Source organism: Pedobacter sp. GW821-FHT01D05, from assembly GCF_059422505.1.
The window spans coordinates 1,333,696-1,353,810 of the sequence record NZ_JBWKXA010000001.1; the positions used below are offsets into that span (position 1 = coordinate 1,333,696).

The 20,115-nt window shown below is 40.1% G+C and carries 13 protein-coding genes; 1 reads left to right on the top strand and 12 read right to left on the bottom strand.

Annotated elements, in window-relative coordinates; all coding sequences use genetic code 11:
• Positions 1–133 precede the first annotated feature (133 nt).
• Positions 134–1,624: an L-arabinose isomerase gene (gene araA / locus AC07VK_RS05480; protein ID WP_492958881.1), complete on the top strand. Its 1,491-nt coding sequence runs from the start codon at positions 134–136 to the stop codon at positions 1,622–1,624.
• A 464-nt stretch (positions 1,625–2,088) separates the two neighbouring features.
• Here the strand turns inward: araA and AC07VK_RS05485 are convergent, their stop codons facing one another.
• The 12 genes from AC07VK_RS05485 to AC07VK_RS05540 form a co-directional block, all read right to left on the bottom strand.
• A complete protein-coding gene (locus AC07VK_RS05485; RefSeq protein ID WP_492958883.1) occupies positions 2,089–3,108 on the bottom strand; it encodes a zinc-binding alcohol dehydrogenase family protein in 1,020 nt (339 codons plus the stop codon).
• 122 nt (positions 3,109–3,230) lie between these two features.
• Complete coding sequence (locus AC07VK_RS05490; RefSeq protein WP_057934435.1) at positions 3,231–4,019, bottom strand: SDR family oxidoreductase; 789 nt, start codon at positions 4,017–4,019, stop codon at positions 3,231–3,233.
• Between the two features lie 104 nt (positions 4,020–4,123).
• The gene (locus AC07VK_RS05495) at positions 4,124–6,487 is read right to left on the bottom strand and encodes a DUF5703 domain-containing protein (RefSeq protein ID WP_494939783.1); all 2,364 of its coding nucleotides are present in this window, start codon (positions 6,485–6,487) and stop codon (positions 4,124–4,126) included.
• 10 nt (positions 6,488–6,497) lie between these two features.
• Entirely contained in the window at positions 6,498–7,925 is a 1,428-nt protein-coding gene (locus AC07VK_RS05500) for a sialate O-acetylesterase (RefSeq protein ID WP_492958887.1), read from the bottom strand.
• 125 nt (positions 7,926–8,050) lie between these two features.
• Entirely contained in the window at positions 8,051–10,114 is a 2,064-nt protein-coding gene (locus tag AC07VK_RS05505; protein ID WP_492958889.1) for an aceric acid hydrolase, read from the bottom strand.
• Between the two features lie 44 nt (positions 10,115–10,158).
• Positions 10,159–10,749, bottom strand: coding sequence for a hypothetical protein (locus tag AC07VK_RS05510; protein WP_492958891.1), 591 nt, complete (start codon positions 10,747–10,749; stop codon positions 10,159–10,161).
• A gap of 24 nt (positions 10,750–10,773) precedes the next feature.
• Positions 10,774–14,193 (bottom strand): glycosyl hydrolase, encoded by a 3,420-nt coding sequence (locus AC07VK_RS05515; RefSeq protein ID WP_492958893.1) that lies wholly within the window; start codon positions 14,191–14,193, stop codon positions 10,774–10,776.
• Between the two features lie 114 nt (positions 14,194–14,307).
• Entirely contained in the window at positions 14,308–15,609 is a 1,302-nt protein-coding gene (gene fucP, locus AC07VK_RS05520; RefSeq protein ID WP_492952370.1) for an L-fucose:H+ symporter permease, read from the bottom strand.
• A gap of 192 nt (positions 15,610–15,801) precedes the next feature.
• Positions 15,802–16,245, bottom strand: coding sequence for a MaoC/PaaZ C-terminal domain-containing protein (locus AC07VK_RS05525; protein WP_492958895.1), 444 nt, complete (start codon positions 16,243–16,245; stop codon positions 15,802–15,804).
• 210 nt (positions 16,246–16,455) lie between these two features.
• Positions 16,456–17,538, bottom strand: a complete 1,083-nt coding sequence (locus AC07VK_RS05530; RefSeq protein WP_492952368.1) for a Gfo/Idh/MocA family protein — start codon at positions 17,536–17,538, stop codon at positions 16,456–16,458.
• Entirely contained in the window at positions 17,535–18,773 is a 1,239-nt protein-coding gene (locus tag AC07VK_RS05535; protein WP_492958897.1) for an extracellular solute-binding protein, read from the bottom strand. The genes AC07VK_RS05530 and AC07VK_RS05535 overlap by 4 nt, the downstream gene beginning before the upstream one ends.
• Positions 18,766–19,929, bottom strand: a complete 1,164-nt coding sequence (locus AC07VK_RS05540; RefSeq protein ID WP_492958899.1) for a CaiB/BaiF CoA transferase family protein — start codon at positions 19,927–19,929, stop codon at positions 18,766–18,768. The genes AC07VK_RS05535 and AC07VK_RS05540 overlap by 8 nt, the downstream gene beginning before the upstream one ends.
• Positions 19,930–20,115: the final 186 nt, after the last annotated feature.

Here is a 20,115-nt window from a genome sequence, read left to right on the forward strand (position 1 = left end):
TTTCAAAAAAATATTTCGGTCTGTGAGGATACAGACCGAGGAAGAAGAGTGGTACGCTTTAAAAAGATATACATAATGGTCTGTGAGGACACAGACCATGGCATTAAATAAATTAAAAATAACATAAATAGTAATGATTGATTTAAAAAAGTTACAAGTTTGGTTCATCACAGGTACGCAACATTTGTACGGTGAAGAAACCTTAAAACAAGTAGCGGAGCACGCCCAACAAGTGGCCGATTCGTTAAACCAGAACGGAAGTATTTCTGTTTCGGTAGTGTACAAGCCGATTGTAAAAACAACCGAAGAGATTTTTGAAACCCTGCAACAAGCCAATATTGATGAAAACTGTATCGGCGTAATTACCTGGATGCATACCTTCTCTCCTGCTAAAATGTGGATCAGGGGCTTAAATGTTTTGCAGAAACCATTATTGCACTTACATACGCAGTTTAACCGCGATATTCCTTGGAATACCATTGATATGGATTTCATGAACCTGAACCAAAGTGCACACGGCGACCGTGAATTTGGTTTTATGGTTTCGCGCATGCGTAAAGACCGTAAGGTAGTTGTTGGGCATTGGCAGGATGAAGAAGTAGCTAAACAGATCGATACCTGGTGCAGGGCTGCTGCAGGATGGCACGATTGGCAAGGTGCTAAATTTGCCCGCTTTGGCGATAATATGCGTTATGTTGCCGTTACCGATGGCGATAAGGTAGAAGCTGAAATGAAATTTGGTTTCGCGGTAAACACCTATGGTATAGGTGATTTAGTAGCGGTAATTAATGGAATAAGTGAGGAGTCTATTCAAGCGTTATTAAAAGAGTATGAAGAGACTTACGAGATGACTGCCGATTTAAAAGTTGGCGGTGCCAGACATTCATCGGTTTACGAAGCGGCTAAAATCGAACTGGGTTTAAGGAAGTTCCTGGAAGACGGAGGTTTTAAAGGTTTCTCTGATACTTTTGAAGATTTACATGGTATGATCCAGTTACCTGGAATTGCAGCACAACGTTTAATGGCCGATGGTTATGGCTTTGCGGGTGAAGGCGACTGGAAAACGGCAGCTTTGGTACGTGCCTGTAAAGTAATGGGTGCTGGTTTAGCTGGTGGAAATGCATTTATGGAAGATTATACCTATCATTTCGATCCGGCAAACTCAATGGTTTTAGGCTCACACATGCTCGAGGTTGATGCTTCATTGGCAAGTGGTAAAGCGAATTTAGAGGTTCACCCATTAGGTATTGGCGGCAAAGCAGATCCTGCACGTTTGGTTTTTAACGTTGCTGGTGGCGATGCTTTAAATGCATCTTTAATAGATATGGGCAACCGTTTCCGTTTATTGGTGAACGAAGTAAAAGCTGTTGAAGCTGAACATGATTTACCAAACTTACCAGTAGCCCGAGTATTGTGGAAACCACTACCTGATATGAAAACGGGTTGTGCAGCATGGATTTATGCTGGTGGCGCCCACCATACCGCTTATAGCCAGAATTTAACTACCGAGCATTTATTGGATTTTGCGAATATTGCCGGCTTAGAATATGTAAATATAGGTGCCGATACCAAAATCAATCAATTCAGGAATGAATTGCATTGGAATGAGGTTTTTTATAAATAATTTTTAATAAAGTAATGCTCAATAAAAAGCCGATAATCTTAGGGTTATCGGCTTTTTTATGTGATCGTCATTCTGTAATCATCATTCTATGATCGTCCCCCCTTTGATCGTCATCCTCTTTGATCGTCCTCCTGAACTTGTTTCAGGATCTTTTTAGCAACACTAAGCAGGATAGGTCCTGAAATAAGTACCATTGAAAGATCCCACCAAAAAATCGTCATCTCGACCGAAGCAACGCGAAGTGGAGAGATCTATAATAGATTTCTCCACTTCGCTCGAAATGACGAAATTTCTAGAAAATTTATTTACTTAATTCTCATAACAAACTTATGCTAACGATACAAACTCTTTTTTATTAATAACGTCATCCTGAACTTGTTTCAGGATCTTCTAGCAGGAATATTATGTGTAATAGATGCTGAAATAAATTCAGCATGACGATCAGCGTTAAATTATGGCTAAGTTTAATTCCCAAAACTAACCATAGCCTTAATCACCCCGTTCTTGGGATCTAACCAACTTTCAAATTCATTTTTCACTTCCTCGAATTTCACCTGGTGCGTAATATAGTTGGTAGGATTAACCAAACCCGCTTTCATCGATTTAATTACATGTTCAAAATCTTCAATAGTGGCATTTCTACTGCTCATTAATGTCGATTCACGTTTATGAAACTCAGGGTGGTTAAAAATTAAATCTCCTTTTTGCAAGCCGATTAAAACGAACCTGGCTCCATGTGCCATATAGTTTATAGCATTGTTAATGGCCTTCTGATTACCTGTAGCATCGATTACTACCGTTGGCATATCGCCATTGGTAATATCGTTAAGTTGTTGCACTACATCAGGCGAAAGCGCATTAACCACATGTGCTACCTTTAATTTATCTTTACAGAATGCCAGGCGGTCTTCGTTAATATCTAAGGCAATTACGTTGGCCCCGGCAATTCTGGCGAATTCCATCGTACCTAAACCAATCGGCCCGGCACCAATAACCAGAACAAATTCTCCAGGTTGAATATCTGCCCTGCGGACACCGTGCGCACCGATAGCTAAAGGTTCAACTAAGGCGAGTTCATCATAACTCAAGCCCTCGCCATGTAAAAGTGTTCTTGATGGAACCTGTAAGTATTCGCGCATACCACCATCAACATGTACACCGCAAACCTGCATTTTAACACAGCAGTTTGGTTTGCTCATTCGGCAGGCAATGCATTCGCCACAATTAAAATAGGGTATAAAAGTAACAGCCTCTCCTATTTTGAAACTATTGGCTCCATCGGCTTCAACCAATTCGCCAGATAACTCGTGACCTAAAACTCTCGGGTAATTAAAGAAAGGTTGTGTACCCTCAAAGGCATGTAAATCGGTCCCACAGATACCGATTCTTTTAATTTTTATAATGGCATGGTCTTTTTTAAGCTCAGGTTTTGCTGTTTCTGAATATTCGAAAGTTCCAGGCGTTGTACAGGTAAGGGTTTTCATTTTAATTTAATGATTAAATAAGAAAAATCGTCATCTCGACTGAAGCGCAGTGGAATGGAGAGATCTATAATAGATTTCTCGACTGCGTTGCACTCCGCTCGAAATGACGTTGTCAGTGGGGATTAAGCGTTTGCCAAAGCTCTGTCTAAATGAACATAACCGCCATCAACATGGATAATCTGTCCAGTGGTATGACTTGATTTGTTAGACATTAAAAAGGCTGTCATGTTTGCAATTTCTTCTGCAGTTGTCATTCTATTTTCCAATGGAATTTTTGAAGTGATCTCTTTTAGTTTTTCTTCCGCATTATCCAAAGTCTCTATCCAGGTTTCGTACGCAGGTGTCCAGCATTCGGCAACCACAACTGCATTTACACGGATGCCATATTTTAATAATTCAACAGCCCACTCGCGCGTTAATGCATTTCTACCACCATTTGCGGCAGCATAGGCCGAGGTATTCCCCTGTCCGGTTTCAGCCGTTTTTGAAGTGATGTTCACAATCGCACCTTTGCTTTTAATTAACTCGGGCAAGGCATGGTGTGCCATCAGGTAATAATGCACTACATTTTTATGTAATGAAGCCATAAAGTCTTTATAATTTCCACTTTCTAAGCCTACCCCGTCATTAACGCCAGCATTATTCACTAAACCATCAATCCTTCCAAATTTAGCAACGATTTCTTTAACTACTTTTTCGCAATCATCTGGATTGGAAAGCTCTGCAACAAATTGTTCTGCCTGTTTGCCTTGTGCAACAATTTCATCAACTACTTTTTGGTTATCTGCTGCTTTTCTACCTACGATTACGGCAATTGCATTTTCCTTAGCAAATACTTCTGCAATGCTTCTACCAATGCCTTTTGCAGCGCCGGTAATGATAATAACTTTTTCTTTTAATTGTAAATCCATTTTTTACTAATTTTATATTGATCGCCACCCTGAATTCAGTGCTTTCCTGTTGTTCAGATCCTGAAACAACCCGATAGCTATCGGGTTCAGGAAGACGATACCATTTATTTAATCATATTAATTATATCCGCTTTTCTTGATTCCGGCAATACTTTTAAATCTATTAATTTCCCATCTTTTAAAGTGCCTTCAACGGTGGTTTGGTAAGGTGCATATAGTTTGAAATGTACGTCCCATTCTTTAGGCCATGCAGGGTAAAGATAAATCTTTTTTCCGTCTACCTGCATCAGCATTTCCTGTAAACCGATCATACCGGAACCGCCCCAATTATGGTCTGGTGTCCAGTCGAAGCCAGGTCCCCAGAATGCGGGGAATCTCCTTCCCGAGTCTTTTAACTTGGCTGTGGTTAATTTTGCAGCATCTTCTGTTAAACCTAATCTTGCTGCAAAAATGTTGTCCTGTTTCCAGCCGATATAACTGCGGAATTTCAATACATCAGTGTCGTATTTGAAGGTATTGACAGCGGTATCCAAACCAGGTTTGCCAATCCCATACATTCCCCAGGGGTAAACAGGGTACAACTGTGGGCTTTCGGTATTGTTAATGCGCTCCCAGAGTTTTGCAGGAGCAATTGTGGTGCGACCGTCAAACGTTCTAAAACTGATAGGTGGAATGGTTTTTAGCATGGCTTTCCATTCTGATTTTTGCTTTTCAGCTAAATTGGGATGCTCCAGAAGTCGTTCTAAAACGGTTTTTAGTGCAACGATGGTTGAGGTGGCGTTATAGGCCATTTTATAGGTTTCAGCACCAGACCCAGGATACAAAACCAAATGTCCATCCGCATCTAAAGCTTTCGCACCCCGTTTTTTGGCTAAATAAGTGTAGTGTTCTTTGAAAAAGCTAAGTGAACTTTCAATCAATGGGAGATATTTTTCAATGTTATTGCCATTATACCTTTCCGTTTCCAGAATCATCATACAAAACTCTAAGACAGTATCCCACTGGTATTCTAACCAGGCATTGTATTCCATGCCTTTGTTAAAATCGGCAGGACGTTTCCAGCCATATTCTGCAGGGTTTGGTAATCCAAAATTCTCCAATTGTTCTGTAAAACTGGCGCCATTGTGCCCCCAGGCAGACTGCGTTCTGATTTCTGCATTTTTTAACAAATTCAGGTAGAAATCGAACTGAGGTTTCATCAGTTCAAAATCGCCGCTTTTTAACATCGGCCAATAGACTAAACGTTGGTTTTGAGCGGTGTGCGTACCTCCTCCCCAATTCCTGAAATCGGGTGTATATTTCAGCGCAGTATCAGTAAGTTGTGGATCGAAGGTAAATAAGCCGCCATTAAATTTCGTGGGGTATTTGCCAAAGGCATTGCAGCCCAACATATACCTGAATAGCTGATAATTTTTAGCCGATTGATTGGCTGATCCATCTTTCGAATTGATATAAATGAAACTCTTTTCAAAGTAATCATTCCACCATTTTATACTGGATTTATGATTGTTATTGATTTTTAATGAAGTTAACTGTTTTTCCCAATCAGAAATTGATTCAGTTTTACCTGTATGTAAAGCAATAGTAATATGGCTTGAACGCGAAGGTTTTTTGCTTTTCAAGGTCCAGGCTTTAAAAGGTGTACTTAAATAGATACCTTCATAAGTCCCTGCCGGAAGCAGGTTATCTCCATGCATTGAGCCGCCAAAAATCAGGTTTTTTAGCGGATTGAGCAATTCGGCCTTTCTATCATCGAGACCTTGCTGTTTCACTGTAATATCGAATACAGTTTCGGGTTTATTTTGATGGTAAAATTGAACGGTATTGTTTTTAAACGCAATTTCATCTTTAAGGGTTTTTACAATGCCCTGAGGCGCCCATTTATAGGAATTTTGGTTGTTCTCTTTGCCTTTTGTGATGCGGTCTTCAAAGCGCCAGCTTTCGTAACTGGCTTCGGTTGTGGTATTTTGGCTGGATTTAATGTCTAAATGGATAATCGGATTAAAAACATCTACCCAAACCTTAATTTTTGTACTTGATTTACCATTTGAGCCTGAAATCTGGGCGTAACCTTCTTTCAGGATCAGTTCTTGCTTAAATGATTGCCCCTGAAAAGGGTTTGGGGACAATTTGAGTTTTACACGACCAAGTTTAAGCAAGCTATTATTCTCGTCGAAGGTGCCGCTTTTGGACAGATAGAGGTATACATCACCATTTTCTACCCAGAGATTAAGGCCGATATCGCCGCCACCTACAGGCATGGAGGCTGATGAATTAAGGCTTTGGGTATTCCAAACCACGTTATTTGAGGCTTTTTCCTGTGAAAAGGCGTTTGAGGTGAGGAAGCACAAAGACACGGAGAACACCAAGGAAATGTTGAGGTTTTTTGGCCATATAAGGCACATCAGGACATTTAAGTTCCTAAATAAAATACTTCGTGCGCTTAGTGTCTTCGTGGTTAAATTCATTTTAAAATTGCTAATTCTCCCAATCATCAGTGCGGAATGAGGAAACGGGTAAGCCATCGTTCCCAAATAAATCGCCGGTTACAAAATCTTTAAAGGCATAACGAACAGCCACCGGTGCTTTAACCTGTTCTGCGGAAACGGTGATGCTACTTCCGGTTATAGTGGCTTTTGCGGGATAAAATTTATGGTCTGCTCCCGCTACTTCAAATAAGGCCAAATCTTTGCCAAATGAAGTTAAGCCATTTGTTACATTTTGGAACTTGATTATCGCTTTATTTTTATCGATGTTCAAAGATTCATAATTCGGACTTAATGCTCCAAAACCTTTTATACCATAAGTTTGAGATAAGGCCAGGTAAGCCAAACGTGTTCCACCCTGTTTTTTGTTTGCAGGATGGATTGATTTTTCCTCGCCAATATCCATTAAAACAGCCATCCCTGAATTTGGGATTTTAGTTAGGGATTTACGTTGTGCATCCCGTAAAAAGGCAGAATTAAACTTCCCGCCAACATGATAAGGCGGCAATTGGGCATAGTTGTAAGGCGCGATTTGAGCATAGTAGAAAGGAAAGTCACCATTATCCCAATTTTTTCTCCAGGAAGAAACCATCGCAGGGAATAAATCTTCGTAGCGGTCTGGACGTTCATAATTCGATTCGCCCTGATACCAGATGGCACCTTTTATGCCATAACCGATTACAGGATAAAGCATGCCATTGTATAAAGTTGTGGGCGTTCTGCTTACTTCTTTTATGCTGTCGGTTTTTGAAGGAATTTTAACCTCAGGGAATGCTTTTAAATCCTCGGGCGACATCCAGGCTTCAATTGTAGAACCGCCATAACTATCATTAATGATCCCGACAGGAACATTTAACATCTCGCTTAATAAGGAACCGAAGTAATAAGCGGTTGCGCTAAAATTGGCAACAGTTTCCGGGGCAGCTAATTTCCATTGTGAAGCTTTGCTGTTTTCTTGTCGTTCGGTTACAGAAGAACGCGGAACAGTATAAAGCCTGATGTTTTTATTGGCAGATTTTAGAATGGCCTCATTTGAACCAATTATCGGCTGACTTTTAAATCCTTTCATGGGCATTTCCATGTTCGATTGGCCACCACAGAACCAAACTTCGCCAATTAAAATATCGGTCAGGACAAGTTTTTCGCCATCGTTTAATTCAATATTATATGGCCCGCCGGCTGATGGAGTCGCAACTTTTATTTTCCATTTACCAGCCTGATCAGTAATAACGGTATAGTGCTGTTTGTTCCAGGAGGTATTGATTTTTACCTTGGCAGCGGGTTTTGCCCAGCCCCATATGGCAACATTGCTTTGTTGTTGTAACACCATATGATCGGTAAAAATTGATGCAGGCTTTACTGTGGCCGACGCAATGAGGCAACAAGTGAGGTTTAGGAATATGAAGAGTTTTAGTTTCATTGTTTTTTCTTTATTTCTTTATAAAATGATCGTCATTCCCGCGCAGGCGGGAATCTTAATGCAACTACAGCCCCAACCAAGGCATTAGGATTCCCAATCAAGTTGGGAATGACGCTCCTATTACATTACCTACTCACCGGCAGCCATACCGACATTTCTGAATGGCCACGGTTTCCCCAGGCAAAGTAGGGCACCAGTTTAATTTCTGTTGTTGTATTTTTATCCTCCATTGGCCTGTACAACACATTTTTCCAGTTGTTTGGCCCTACCATTTTTGCATTTCCTACTAAACTCATCATTGCAGCACCATCGATATTAATGGGCTTGGCCTCAAATTTCGTTGAAGCAGGAATAAAAGCATTAAAAATACTTTTACCAGGTAAATCTGTCGATTCCAGGCAATAAACAATTGGCCCGCGTTTTACCGCTACCTGGTTCCTGTTTTCTTCAACCAAAGGATTGGCTTCAATTAAACTGGCCTCCATAGGGAGATTTAATTCTATTACATCACCTTTTTTCCAAACGCGGCTGATTTCTGCATAAGTTCCGGAAACGGCTTTAACATTTTCAGTTTTTCCATTGATTGTGATCTGTGCATCGTGTGTCCATGAAGGGATTCTCAAAAATAATGAATAAGCTTTATTCCCTATTTCTTTAATGCTGATTTTGATCTTCCCATCCCAGGGATAATTGGTTTCCTGGGACAAAGAAATTTTCTGACCACTAGTTAATGTCGTATTTAGGTTATTACCACCATATAAATTAAACCATAGGCCTTTATCTGAGGTACTGTAGGCATAATCACTAACTTCTGCAATGGTTCTGACTACGTTTGGCGGGCAGCAATTGGATAATGCGATATAAGGCACCCTATCTTTCGACCAGCGTTGTTTAAACGGTAAATCGTCTGATTGCGACAAAGGATTGGTGTATAAAAAGTTTTTTCCATCCAAACTAATTCCAGATAAAACGCTATTGTGTAAAGCCAGTTCCATTACATCGGCATATTTTGCATCGCCAGTAATCTGCAACATGCGCCAGTTCCAAAGTACATTTCCAATGTTGGCACAGGTTTCGTTATGTGCGGTAAAATTGGGCAATTGAAAATCACGGCCGAAAGCCTGGTGGATTTTCTGCACATCGGCAGGATTATAGGATGTGCCATCGGGAGAAGTACCGTCGTAAAGTGAACCACAGCCTCCTGTAATGTACATTTTGTGCTGATTGACATCATCCCACATTAAATTCAATGTTTTTAAGAGAGAATCTTTACCCGTTTCGGCATATAAATCAGCTACCCCGGCATAAAGGTAATTGGCACGTACGGCATGGCCCATGGCTTTGGTTTGTTGCAAAAAAGGGATCCGATCCTGGTTATCATCTGTTCCATCATCAATTTTACCTTTGATGGCGATTAAATGTTGCGCCAGTTCTAAATACCGGGGATCTTTCGTGGTGCGGTACATTTCTACCACGCCCATGTAATGCGATGGGCAAATGGCATTTCGTGCTAATGTTGGCGAAGCAGATTTATAGAAATTATACAGGTAATCTGTCGCTTTTTTAGCAATATTAAGTAAAGTTGTTTTGCCTGTAGCACGGTAGTGAATACAACCAGCCGTCATTAAGTGGCCTATATTGTACGATTCGAAGCTTAACCGATCCTGAAACTGGTTTTTCGAGCCTGTTTTACGCTGCTCAATCATGGCTTTGGTATAAATGTAACCATCGTTGCGTTGTGATTTACCGATTACCACAATAGCTTTATCCATCATTTCGTTCAGTTTTGGATTTTTGGTTGAGGCATATAAAACAGCTACAGCCTCCAAAGTTTTATAATAATCGCCATCATGGAAAGATGGCCCTGAGTGTGAGCCAGTGTCTAATCCAGCGGCGATTTCGAAATTTTTAAAAGCATGGCTGATTTTGGGATCGTTATAAATGGCCCACATGTTAGGTACCATGGTTTCGGTGGCTACTTTAAAGCGGTCGGCCCAAAATCCTTTTGTCCAGCTTACATCCGTCATATTGATGCTGTGCAATTTCGCGTAAGGCGAATTTAACGTATTAACCAAAGCTTTTTCCTGTGCTTTAGCGCTTAACGTTAGAAAAAGCGCTGTGCAAATAATTACCTGAAGTCGTAAAGTATGCAGGACAAAATTTTCGGTTATATGAGGTAGCTTTTTCATTATTTTTTTAGTTTTAACCTGGAAATATTCCTGGTTTTAATGTATTAATCTAATTTATGGCCAAATGTCTTTAGATTCTGAAGCGTAGGTAATGGCCTGATCATTCGTTTCTTTATATTTTTCTTTAGGATTTTTTCGGAACCTAATAACGTTGTCGTTTCAGTTCTTACTCCTGTTAAAAGATCAAATGCAGTTTCAGTTGTCGAATTTTGCCCATCATAAACTACACTAGAGACTTTAATCAATTGAAAAATTCCATTTTTATAGATGAATTTATACTCAAAGCGAACATCATTTTTTTCAGTGTTCATTAATAAAAATCCGTTTTCAATAAAAAAATAAGGGATTTGATTTTTAGTATGTACACCGTTTACATATTGGGGTTCAATTACATCAGTTGAAGAGAAAACCATTTTAAATTTCTTATTTGGCTGTAATAAAAATATTTGTAACCTTAATGGGACCGTTGTATCAATCGTATCCATCATAATTACGGTTTTGTCGGTTAAACCATCTTTATTTAAATCGCCCTTTTCTAGCCTGATCTGGACATTAAAATTATCCTTCACCTTCTTTTGTTGAGCGTAAACAATAGTTTGGGTAAAAGCCAGAATTAACACAATTATTTTTTTCATTTATTTTGAAATATTAAATTCCGATTACTCTTCCACTTGTATCACCACTGGCCCTAATAATCCTGCAGGATTTAAAGGTTTGCCTTCCAATCGGAAAGGTGCGGTTGTTTTGGTCATTCTTTTATTTTCTGGCAATTTGTTATCACCTATTAAACGGTTAGCCCAGGTATTTGTCACTTCAATGGTAATTTGGTTCTCGCCTTTTTTAATGGCTTTACTGATTTCTAAACGGTACGGAGCAGTCCACAAAGTACCGCAGTTTATTCCATTGATTTTTACTTCGGCAATACTGGAGAATTCGCCTAAATCAAGCCAGATTTTATCTTTAAGCTCTCCGTTAAAGTTGAAGGTTTTGGTATAAACTGCAGTTCCTGAATAATATTTAACCAAGCTATCGGCATTTAATGTCCAATCGCTTAAGTCGTTAAAAATTACAGGTTTTGATGGGCCAGCATAAGCCATATCGAATTTCGCCTGCCAGCTTTTGGAAATATCCTGAATGGTTTTGAAGCTCGACCAGTTGTTGCCACTATTAAATTGAGTTTTATGAGTTTCCTTTTCGAAGAGAAAAAATAAACTTTGGTTAGGAGCGATTTTATAAGTAAAGACCGTTCGCTCTCCTTCATTAGACCAATTATTAATGTCAGTTAACTTATCGGCAACAGCATCATAAACTTGTGGTATTTTATGGGTTACACGAAATGAAAACCTAAAATTTCTTTCTTTAGCCTCTTGATTGGAAATAAAATAAATATCCTTTTTATCAGTTTTCCTGTGAGTATAAGCAACTTTTTTTGCATAAGTAATTGGCTTACTGTTCGGATTAGTTTCCGTTACATAAAGATCTGGTTCAATTCCTACAAGTTTAAAATTATCGGCATTAAAAGGAGCTTTAAACAGATTGCCTTTATCCATTACTTTCGTTAAAACAGGATGATTATTATTATTTATCTCATGAAAATTATTCTTCCAAATTTCATCCACTGCCGAGTTAAACGCAGATTTGCTAACTTGTTGTAAACCATTTTGATACAAAGGTTTGTCTGCTACAATCACATTAGCTCCCGCTATAATTAACTCAAATATTTTTTTTACAGTTGTATAACTCATATGCTGATAATTCGGGTTCATTTTCATGTTACCCGGTATTACCAAAATTTTATAGGTTGCCCCACTTTCGAAAACAACATTGCCATCTTTAACAGTTGCTGTACTTAACACATCGGGATTAAAACTATCGTAAGCATATCCACGTAATGGATTTACCCAATTTTCAGGATCGGCCATATTTGCAGAATGGGTAACACCAGCCGGAATCTGCCTTAAAGGTTCACCAACATTTGCGAGGCGTTTCTTTTCAGCGTCCACTACATCTGCACCAAAAATACCGGGCAAGGTTTCTACCAAACGATCAGGTAAGACCGAACGGCGCGGTAATTCTTCACCGGTGAAAACCGCGATATCGACAACTGGCTTGCCTTGTTGTAACAGGTTTTGCGTTCTTTCTGCATATTCTATCCATGCCTTTCCGGCTTTCCACCAGGTTTGGTCGCGTTGAAAATATAGGCCAACACCATCTAAGGTCATTCCAGGTTTCCGATCAATCCAGGGATTATGTGTAAAAACGTGATACACCAGTTTATTGATCCCTAAAGCGTAATTACGATCCTGTAGGGTTTTCATATTGGCTGGACTTTCGTTCCAGTCCATTCGAACGGTGGTAAAAGCCTCGGCCTGGATGATGTTTTTACCATAAATATGCGCTCCAGAAATGGCATCCAACATATCATTCGGTTTATCATGTGTCGGGCTGTTTAACCAAAACTCGCCCATTGGAATGTCAACCGTTTTGTAGTGCATCAATCCGTCACTCATCATGGTTGGTGCAATACTTTCGGCCGTAAAAGTTACCCCCTTATCCTTTGCCAGCTTAGCCAGCGTTTTATAAAACTGGTCGACAACCAATTCTGAAATCGTTTTTCTAACATCGTAAAGGAAATTTTCGGACACGGATACATTCTCTACAGGTAATCCGGTCATGATGGGTAAATAAGGTGTTAAATCGTAACCTCTTCGCTTTAAAAATTCTGCTTTAAATACTGGCGACCAATTCTGGCTGCCACATTCCCAACTGTCTACATGGAAAACGCTTAGAACTTTTTTGGCTATTTCTGGTCCGCCATGTTTTAAAGCTTCACCATACCAATTCTCGAACTGTAATTTTACGGCTTCCGGATTAAATTTATCACATTCCAATCCTTTACCACCGCCACCTGTTGCATTGGAATGCCCGGTTGAGGTATGCCCGATCCGTAAAATTGTCCAGTTTCCTTTCGGCGCTTTCCAGTGTAAGGTTCCATCCGGATTTAATTTATCCGTTAGGTTAATGATCTTATTCAATGGTACACACAGGTTTTTGGCAATTTCTGCCGCTGTGCTTCTCTTACTGATCCGCCAAACTGAACCATTTTTGCCCTCGAACTGATTGAGCTGTGCTTCGGAAGATAATTCGAGATTCACGAGCTTTAATGATGGCTTCCATTTGGCTGCATCTAAATCCTCTGAACCTGGTTCTGATCCCTTTTTATCATAAATAAACCTAAAAAACTTAGCGGTGGTAGGTACAATGGAATGGGTAATATCTTCATCGGTATCCTGCCAGCCATGACGGGGTGCTTCTAACCTACCAATAGATCGGAAATTTTTCCCGTCATCACTTACCTCAATGACCAAACGCTGCGCCTGATAATTGTTACCGCTAACTTTAATGGTTACGGTACGGCAGGTAAAGGGCTTCGCAAATTCGTACTGAATATAACAGGGCTCATTTGAACCAAAATTTTTCTTATTCCCTGGTTGAACCAGGCCTGTGGCATCGGCTCCATTGCTCGCTGTAATTTTTGGGATAACGGTTCTTGTTGATATGCTTTCACCAGTTGGTGAAGGGTAAGCGTAAACGGCAATATCTTTATAATAATTTTCTTTAAATTCTGGTTGAGGTAAACTGATCTTATTGGCTGTATTACTGGTATTTATTTTAGACCAGACTACTTTCTGCATCGAAAGTTCCGGTGTTATCCATGGGCCACCTGCTAGTGCGAAACCATCGCTCACATGCATGCCTAATTTCAGCTCTAACCGTTTAGCCTCAGTCATGGCAAACTCAACCATTTTCCACCATTCTGGCGTCAGCTGAACTGCGGGTGGCGAATAAACAGGCATTTTATCGGGTCCTTGAATGCTCATTAAATAAGCACCCCCAATACCATTTAATTTCATCGCTTCCAGGTCGGCAGTGATGCCTTCTTTTGATACTCCCCCTTTTACCCAATACCAAAATACCCAAGGTTTTGCACTTTCGTTCGGTTGTGCACCAGCAATTGATGCAAAGCAAAAGCAAAACAACAGAATGAATATTAAAATCTTGCTAAACCTAAATTTCATTTTTTCTACTTTTTTATAATACCAAAGGTGGCTTTCAACCTGCGAAACAATCAAGAATAAATTGTCACGTTGTGCCTCCTCGCATCCGATAGCTATCGGATGACGGACTTATATTTATTTGTGTGCGATTTTATAACCTCTTAATCCGAAATAAAGAATAACCACAAAACAGACAAGCGGAATACTGTAGCCGATCTGAATATTATCTCCATACATATCGATTAAACTTCCCATACCGAATGGTAGGATTGCGCCACCTACAATCGACATGATTAACCATGATGACCCTGGCTTGGTATCGTCGCCTATACCCTCAATCCCTAACGCGAAAATGGTTGGGAACATAATTGACATAAAGAATCCGATAGCACCCAGCGCATAAACTACATAAGAACCTTTACCTAAAATGGCAACCAGACACAAGATTATTGATATAACGGCATAAATTACAAGTAATTTATTTGAAGATATGAACTGTAAGAGCGCCGTTCCAGCGAAACGGCCAGCGGTAAATAAAAATCCATAAACGACCAAATATGATGCAGCTGTTTTTTCGTCAAAACCACCGCCCTGTTGTGCCATCCTAATAAAGAAACTGGTTACACAAACTTGTGCACCTACGTAGAAAAACTGAGCAATCACAGCCCACCTGAGATGTTTATGGCGTAGTGAGCCAAAAAAACTTCCTTTTGCTTCTCCATCAATACTTTTGGTTTTAATTTCGGGAAGGTGGATAAAATAAAATATAATAGCAATGACCAATAAAACGATCCCTAGTGTAATGTAAGGTGTTTTAACCGATGCAGCCTCTTCAAGAAAGTAACTGTTTCTACTAACTTCTGTCATTGCTGCCAATTCTTCTTTGGTGTGCGATTTACCTGAGAGGATAAACAATCCGCCAATCATTGGTGCCACCATAGCAGCCAGTCCGTTGAAAGATGCAGCAAGGTTTAATCTGCTCGTTGCTTTCGCAGGATCACCCAATACAGCAGCATAAGGATTAGCAGAAGTTTCGAGCATCGTTAAACCACAGCCAATAATGAAAAGCGCAATTAAAAATGTAATGTATGATAAGTTATTGGCAGCCGGCACAAATAAAAACGCACCGAAAGCAAAAGCTAGTAAACCTGAGATCATGGTTGCTTTATAACCCCACTTTTTCAAAATCATTCCGGCAGGAATAGCCATTAAAAAATAGGCAAAGAAAACAGAAGTATCAATCAATGTAGATTGTCGGTTATTGAGGTTACAGGCTTTCTTTAGGTGCGGAATTAAGATTGAATCGAGGTTATGTGCCATTCCCCAAAGGAAAAACAAGCTGATTACGAGTATAAACGGTAATAAATACTTTTTTCCTGATGACGGATCGCCCTCAGTTACAATTTCTGGCTGTGTGTTTATTGGTTCATTAGTCATTGGTTCATTGGTTTAGTTCATTTGTCATTGGTTCATTGGTTTAGTTCATTTGTCATTGGTTCATTAGTCAATAGTTCATTAGTCATTTGTCCATTGGTCAATAGTTCATTAGTCATCGGTTCATTGGTGTTAATTATGTCTGGTAAGACTGTCGATATAGGCGCCCAGACCAATGAACTATTGACGATTGAACTAATGAATCTTTTTCACCACCAAAAGATGGTCGCAAACAAGTACAACTTCTCCATGTTGGTTGATGATTTCTACATGCTCGGTTACAGTACCATATTCTGGCCTTTTGCTCTCTCCTTTTTCAGAGATTGTGATTTCAGAATGAATGGTATCACCAATATAAACAGGTTTTACAAAGCGTAATTTATCATAGCCTTTGCTCATGGCTTCTGGATTGATTTCTGATGCGGTTAAACCGATACCAATACTAAAAATCATCGTTCCATGCGCAATTCTTTGTTTGAAAGGTTGTGTTGCACACCATTCGGCATCCATATGATGTGGAAAGAAATCGCCGGTATGACCTGCATGAACTACAAAATCGGTTTCGGTTATTGTACGACCTAGTGTTACACGTTTATCCTGTAATTGATAATCTTCAAAAAATGTTGATTTGAAATACATAGTTTTTAACTTTTTATAAGCGATGCAATCGCTTTTCTACTGCATCCTCGTTACAAACGAGGACGATTTTGTGTTTTTTATCTATAATTCCGTCATTGCGAGTTTTCGATTTTTCATCGAAACGAAGCAATCTTTCTTGCAAAACAGATTGCTTTACCGATAAAAATCTGCACAGGTTGGCTCACTCAGTCCATACCTCCCAATGACGTTCTATTTATTTAATCGTTCTTTTACCTTTACGCCGCCAATATCACTCGATTGGTAGGCACTTTCTACAACCGCCATGGTTTGAATCACATCTTCTACACTGGTATTTAAAACATCGGTTGAACCTTCATTATAGCGCATCAAATTGGCCATCGTGCCTATAAATGCCTCTGGAAACCAAGAGCCCTCCAGTTTAACGGTTTGCCATTCCGCAGATTTTCCATCTTCTACAATACAATATTCAAAAACATCTGGTACACCATGAGGGTAATCCATTAATAGCCCGATTTTAGCTACAATTGCCCCTCTAGTTCCCTCCCACTTAATATAACTTTCCTGGTGCTTCGGACCAAAATCATGGTCATGGTTGGTGTTGATTACCGCATGCATCGTATCACCATAATCAAATAAGATTGTAGAACGAGATGATGACAAGCTTTTAGCCGGATGTTTTAGGGTTTTTGCTAAAATACTCTCGGGATTGCCCAAAAACGAACGGATCAAATCGACATAATGAATGCTATGGTATTGAATTTCTAAGCGTGGATGAATAATTACATGTGGAAAAATCTCCCAGGGCGTTTTAATTGTTACGCGGACTTCCATATCGTATAATTCTCCGATTAAACCTTTATCTATGATGTATTTTGCGGCACTTACAAATGGCGCAAAACGCAACTGGAAGTTTATAGCTGCTTTTAAATTCTTGGTTCTGCAGAGTTCGAGAATTTCTTTTGCCTGTGAAAAATCATCGCCCATGGGTTTTTGAATTAACACCGCACTTCCATCGGGCAATTGCTTTAATGTTTCGATATATTGCTCAGGCATGATGGTTAAATCGTAAACAGCATTTGCTGGGGCCAATTTTACGGCTTCGGCCACAGAATTATAGACATTTGGAATTCCAAAAGCATCTGCTAATTTCTGTGCCCGTTCTTTGGTCCGGTTTACAATGCCATGCACCTCAAAACCGGCAATTTTATACGCTGGCAGATGTGCATCTGCTACTATCCCCCCTGCACCAATAATAATGATGGGCTGTTTGGTCTGCGGGAGTTGGGGTTTATATTTGATATCAATACTCATTTGTCAATTTCATTAATCTGGTTCTGTGCGAGCTGGATGAGTTCTTCGGTTGCGGCATCGGTATTGATGGCCTGCAACACCGTTTGGTCGATAATGGCGGCAATAGCAGCCCAATTTTGTTTCTGTGGCAACATATTGGCTACCTCGTGTAATTGCTCTAGTTTATGGTAATAAGGAATAACCTGGTTGATTTCTTCATCTTTCCAGGTCGAAATCCGGCAACCAATCCCACCTGCTAAAGTGAGCTGTTTATCTTGTTCTCTGGCTAAGGCAAAACGAAGAAAATCGTATGCGATATCTTTGTGTTTACTACCCTTAGCAATGGTGTAAAGCCAGTATACGTTTAAAGAAGCTGATTTTTCATTATTGGCCGAAGGTAAAAGTTCAACACCTATATTGCCTTTCACTTTTGAATTTGCATCTACTTCGCACATCGCTGCAAAACCGAACCAATTGATCATCATAGCGGCTTCACCTTGTGAAAAGGCTATTCCTGCGGCTACAGATTCGAATGCTGCTGATTTTGGGTGAACAGCGGTTTTGTCATTCACAATTGTCCGATAGAAATTAAGCCCGTCAATCGCCGCTTGTGTATTGATCTGGATAAAACCATGTTTGTCAACCAGTGTGTCGCCCCTCGTCCATAATTGCAGTGCAAAATCGAAAACGGTATTGTGGCCATCGGGATAACAGGCGAAAATACTGCCATATAAATTTTGTTCGGGACGGTTAAAAAAACGGGCAATCTGATGAAAATCTTCCCAGGTTTTGGGGATTGCTAAGGTTTTGCCGAATTGAGCAAAATATCGGGCCTTTTCGGTTTCACTTTCGAACAGGTCTTTTCTATAAATAAAACATTCTGGCCCATCATGAAATGGCAGGCCAACCACTTCCCAGCCGAAACGCTGCAGTCCTAAAAGCGATTTGCTCCATCCCCTCGGGAAATCGTCGGGTTTGTTTTTGTTGATGTAGGGATTTAAAACTTCGAAATCATTGCCTGAATAGCCTTCCAACACCCAATCGGTACTGATGTGCGCAATATCAAAATCGCCGTTTGCCAATCCTTTTTGAGTGATGGTATTGTCGTAAAGTTCGTGCAGGTCCATTACCACCATATCCAGCTTTAGTGTACAGCCCGAACTGAGACAATATTGTTCCCAGAATTTCTGCATCGCAGCTTCAAATGGCGCAAATTTACGAACGGCTATCCTGAAAGTTTCTATTTGGTTATGCATTTGCAGTGGTATGCTTGGTTATAAATTCTTTGATAATATTCTCATTATCCTGTCCTAATTTTGGCGAACCAATTGCTGAAGTTAATAATTCGCCATCAATGCGGATCGGGCATCTGGTGGTTTCATATCTGTAACCATCAATCATTTCCACTTCCTGAACCATCTTCAAAACCTTAAAACCCTCATGGGCCATTAAAGCATTCCAGTTTAACACATCTGCACACCAAATATCGGCAGGTTCTAAAATAGAAAGCCATTTTTCGGTAGTCGCAGATAAAAGATAATCAGCCAAAATGGCCTTAATCTCATCCCGTTTATCGAATGCCTCGGCGATTTCGATGTAATCTTCTAATGGTTCGCAGCCAAGCAGCTTGCCGAGCTGTGGAATGGAAGCCATCGCCAGGGCTAAATATCCGTTTTCTGTTTGATAAATCCCATAAGGAGCGCCTAAATATGCATTTGCATTGTTCTTTTTAGAACGTTGAGGCAAAGATCCGCCATCATTCATAAAAGTGGTGATGGTTTCAAACTGAAAATCGTAAGCAGATTCCATCATGCTGATCTGCACAAAACCACCTTCTTTTTTTAACGCTTTTCGGTATAAACAGGCCAGGATTCCCTGCGCCAAATGCGCGCCTGCCAACATATCAATAATCGATAAACCCATTGCTACAGGGCCACTATCGGCATTTCCGGTTAAAGCGGTTAAGCCGGTAACCGATTGCAAAAGTAAATCCTGACCAGGTTTGTTTTTCCATTCCGTGCTGTTGCCATAGCCTGAAATTTCGCCATAAATTAGGGTTGGATTTAAAGCGATTACGGATTGATAATCGAAACCTAAACGCTCCATTACCCCTGGTCGGAAATTATGGATCATTACATCTGCTTTTTTAAGCAGTTCGCGTACCATGTCACAATCTTCTTCGCGTTTTAAATCAACTTCAAAACTTTCTTTATTCCTGTTGATGGCATGAAAAACAGATGATTCGCCGTTCATAATCAGATTTGAGGTATAGAGCGTGCGGCAAATGTCGCCTACACCCAAACGCTCAATTTTGATTACACGTGCCCCCAAATCGGCCAGGCGCAAACTTGCTGATGGCCCCGATAGGAACTGGCTGAAATCGATAACTAAATAATCTTCAAGCGGTAGCATAATTTATTTTTTAAATCGTCACTTCACTAAATGCAATCGTCATCTCGACCGTAGTGGAGAGATCTATTAGCCATACTGCTCTATATAGATTTCTCTCCCGAAACTTCAGGACTGCGCTCCATCCGATAGCTATCGGATCGAAATGACGACCTTGTGTTTAATTTTATTGACGTTGTGATTCGTGGT

Bases quoted from the DNA above. Each gene is read 5' to 3' on its own strand.
- AC07VK_RS05530 (WP_492952368.1), bottom strand. From the start codon at position 17,538: ATGAGTATTGATATCAAATATAAACCCCAACTCCCGCAGACCAAACAG.
- AC07VK_RS05505 (WP_492958889.1), bottom strand. From the start codon at position 10,114: ATGAAAAAGCTACCTCATATAACCGAAAATTTTGTCCTGCATACTTTA.
- AC07VK_RS05535 (WP_492958897.1), bottom strand. From the start codon at position 18,773: ATGCATAACCAAATAGAAACTTTCAGGATAGCCGTTCGTAAATTTGCG.
- AC07VK_RS05515 (WP_492958893.1), bottom strand. From the start codon at position 14,193: ATGAAATTTAGGTTTAGCAAGATTTTAATATTCATTCTGTTGTTTTGC.
- fucP (WP_492952370.1), bottom strand. From the start codon at position 15,609: ATGACTAATGAACCAATAAACACACAGCCAGAAATTGTAACTGAGGGC.
- AC07VK_RS05485 (WP_492958883.1), bottom strand. From the start codon at position 3,108: ATGAAAACCCTTACCTGTACAACGCCTGGAACTTTCGAATATTCAGAA.
- AC07VK_RS05500 (WP_492958887.1), bottom strand. From the start codon at position 7,925: ATGAAACTAAAACTCTTCATATTCCTAAACCTCACTTGTTGCCTCATT.
- AC07VK_RS05525 (WP_492958895.1), bottom strand. From the start codon at position 16,245: ATGTATTTCAAATCAACATTTTTTGAAGATTATCAATTACAGGATAAA.
- AC07VK_RS05540 (WP_492958899.1), bottom strand. From the start codon at position 19,929: ATGCTACCGCTTGAAGATTATTTAGTTATCGATTTCAGCCAGTTCCTA.
- AC07VK_RS05510 (WP_492958891.1), bottom strand. From the start codon at position 10,749: ATGAAAAAAATAATTGTGTTAATTCTGGCTTTTACCCAAACTATTGTT.
- araA (WP_492958881.1), top strand. From the start codon at position 134: ATGATTGATTTAAAAAAGTTACAAGTTTGGTTCATCACAGGTACGCAA.
- AC07VK_RS05490 (WP_057934435.1), bottom strand. From the start codon at position 4,019: ATGGATTTACAATTAAAAGAAAAAGTTATTATCATTACCGGCGCTGCA.
- AC07VK_RS05495 (WP_494939783.1), bottom strand. From the start codon at position 6,487: ATGAATTTAACCACGAAGACACTAAGCGCACGAAGTATTTTATTTAGG.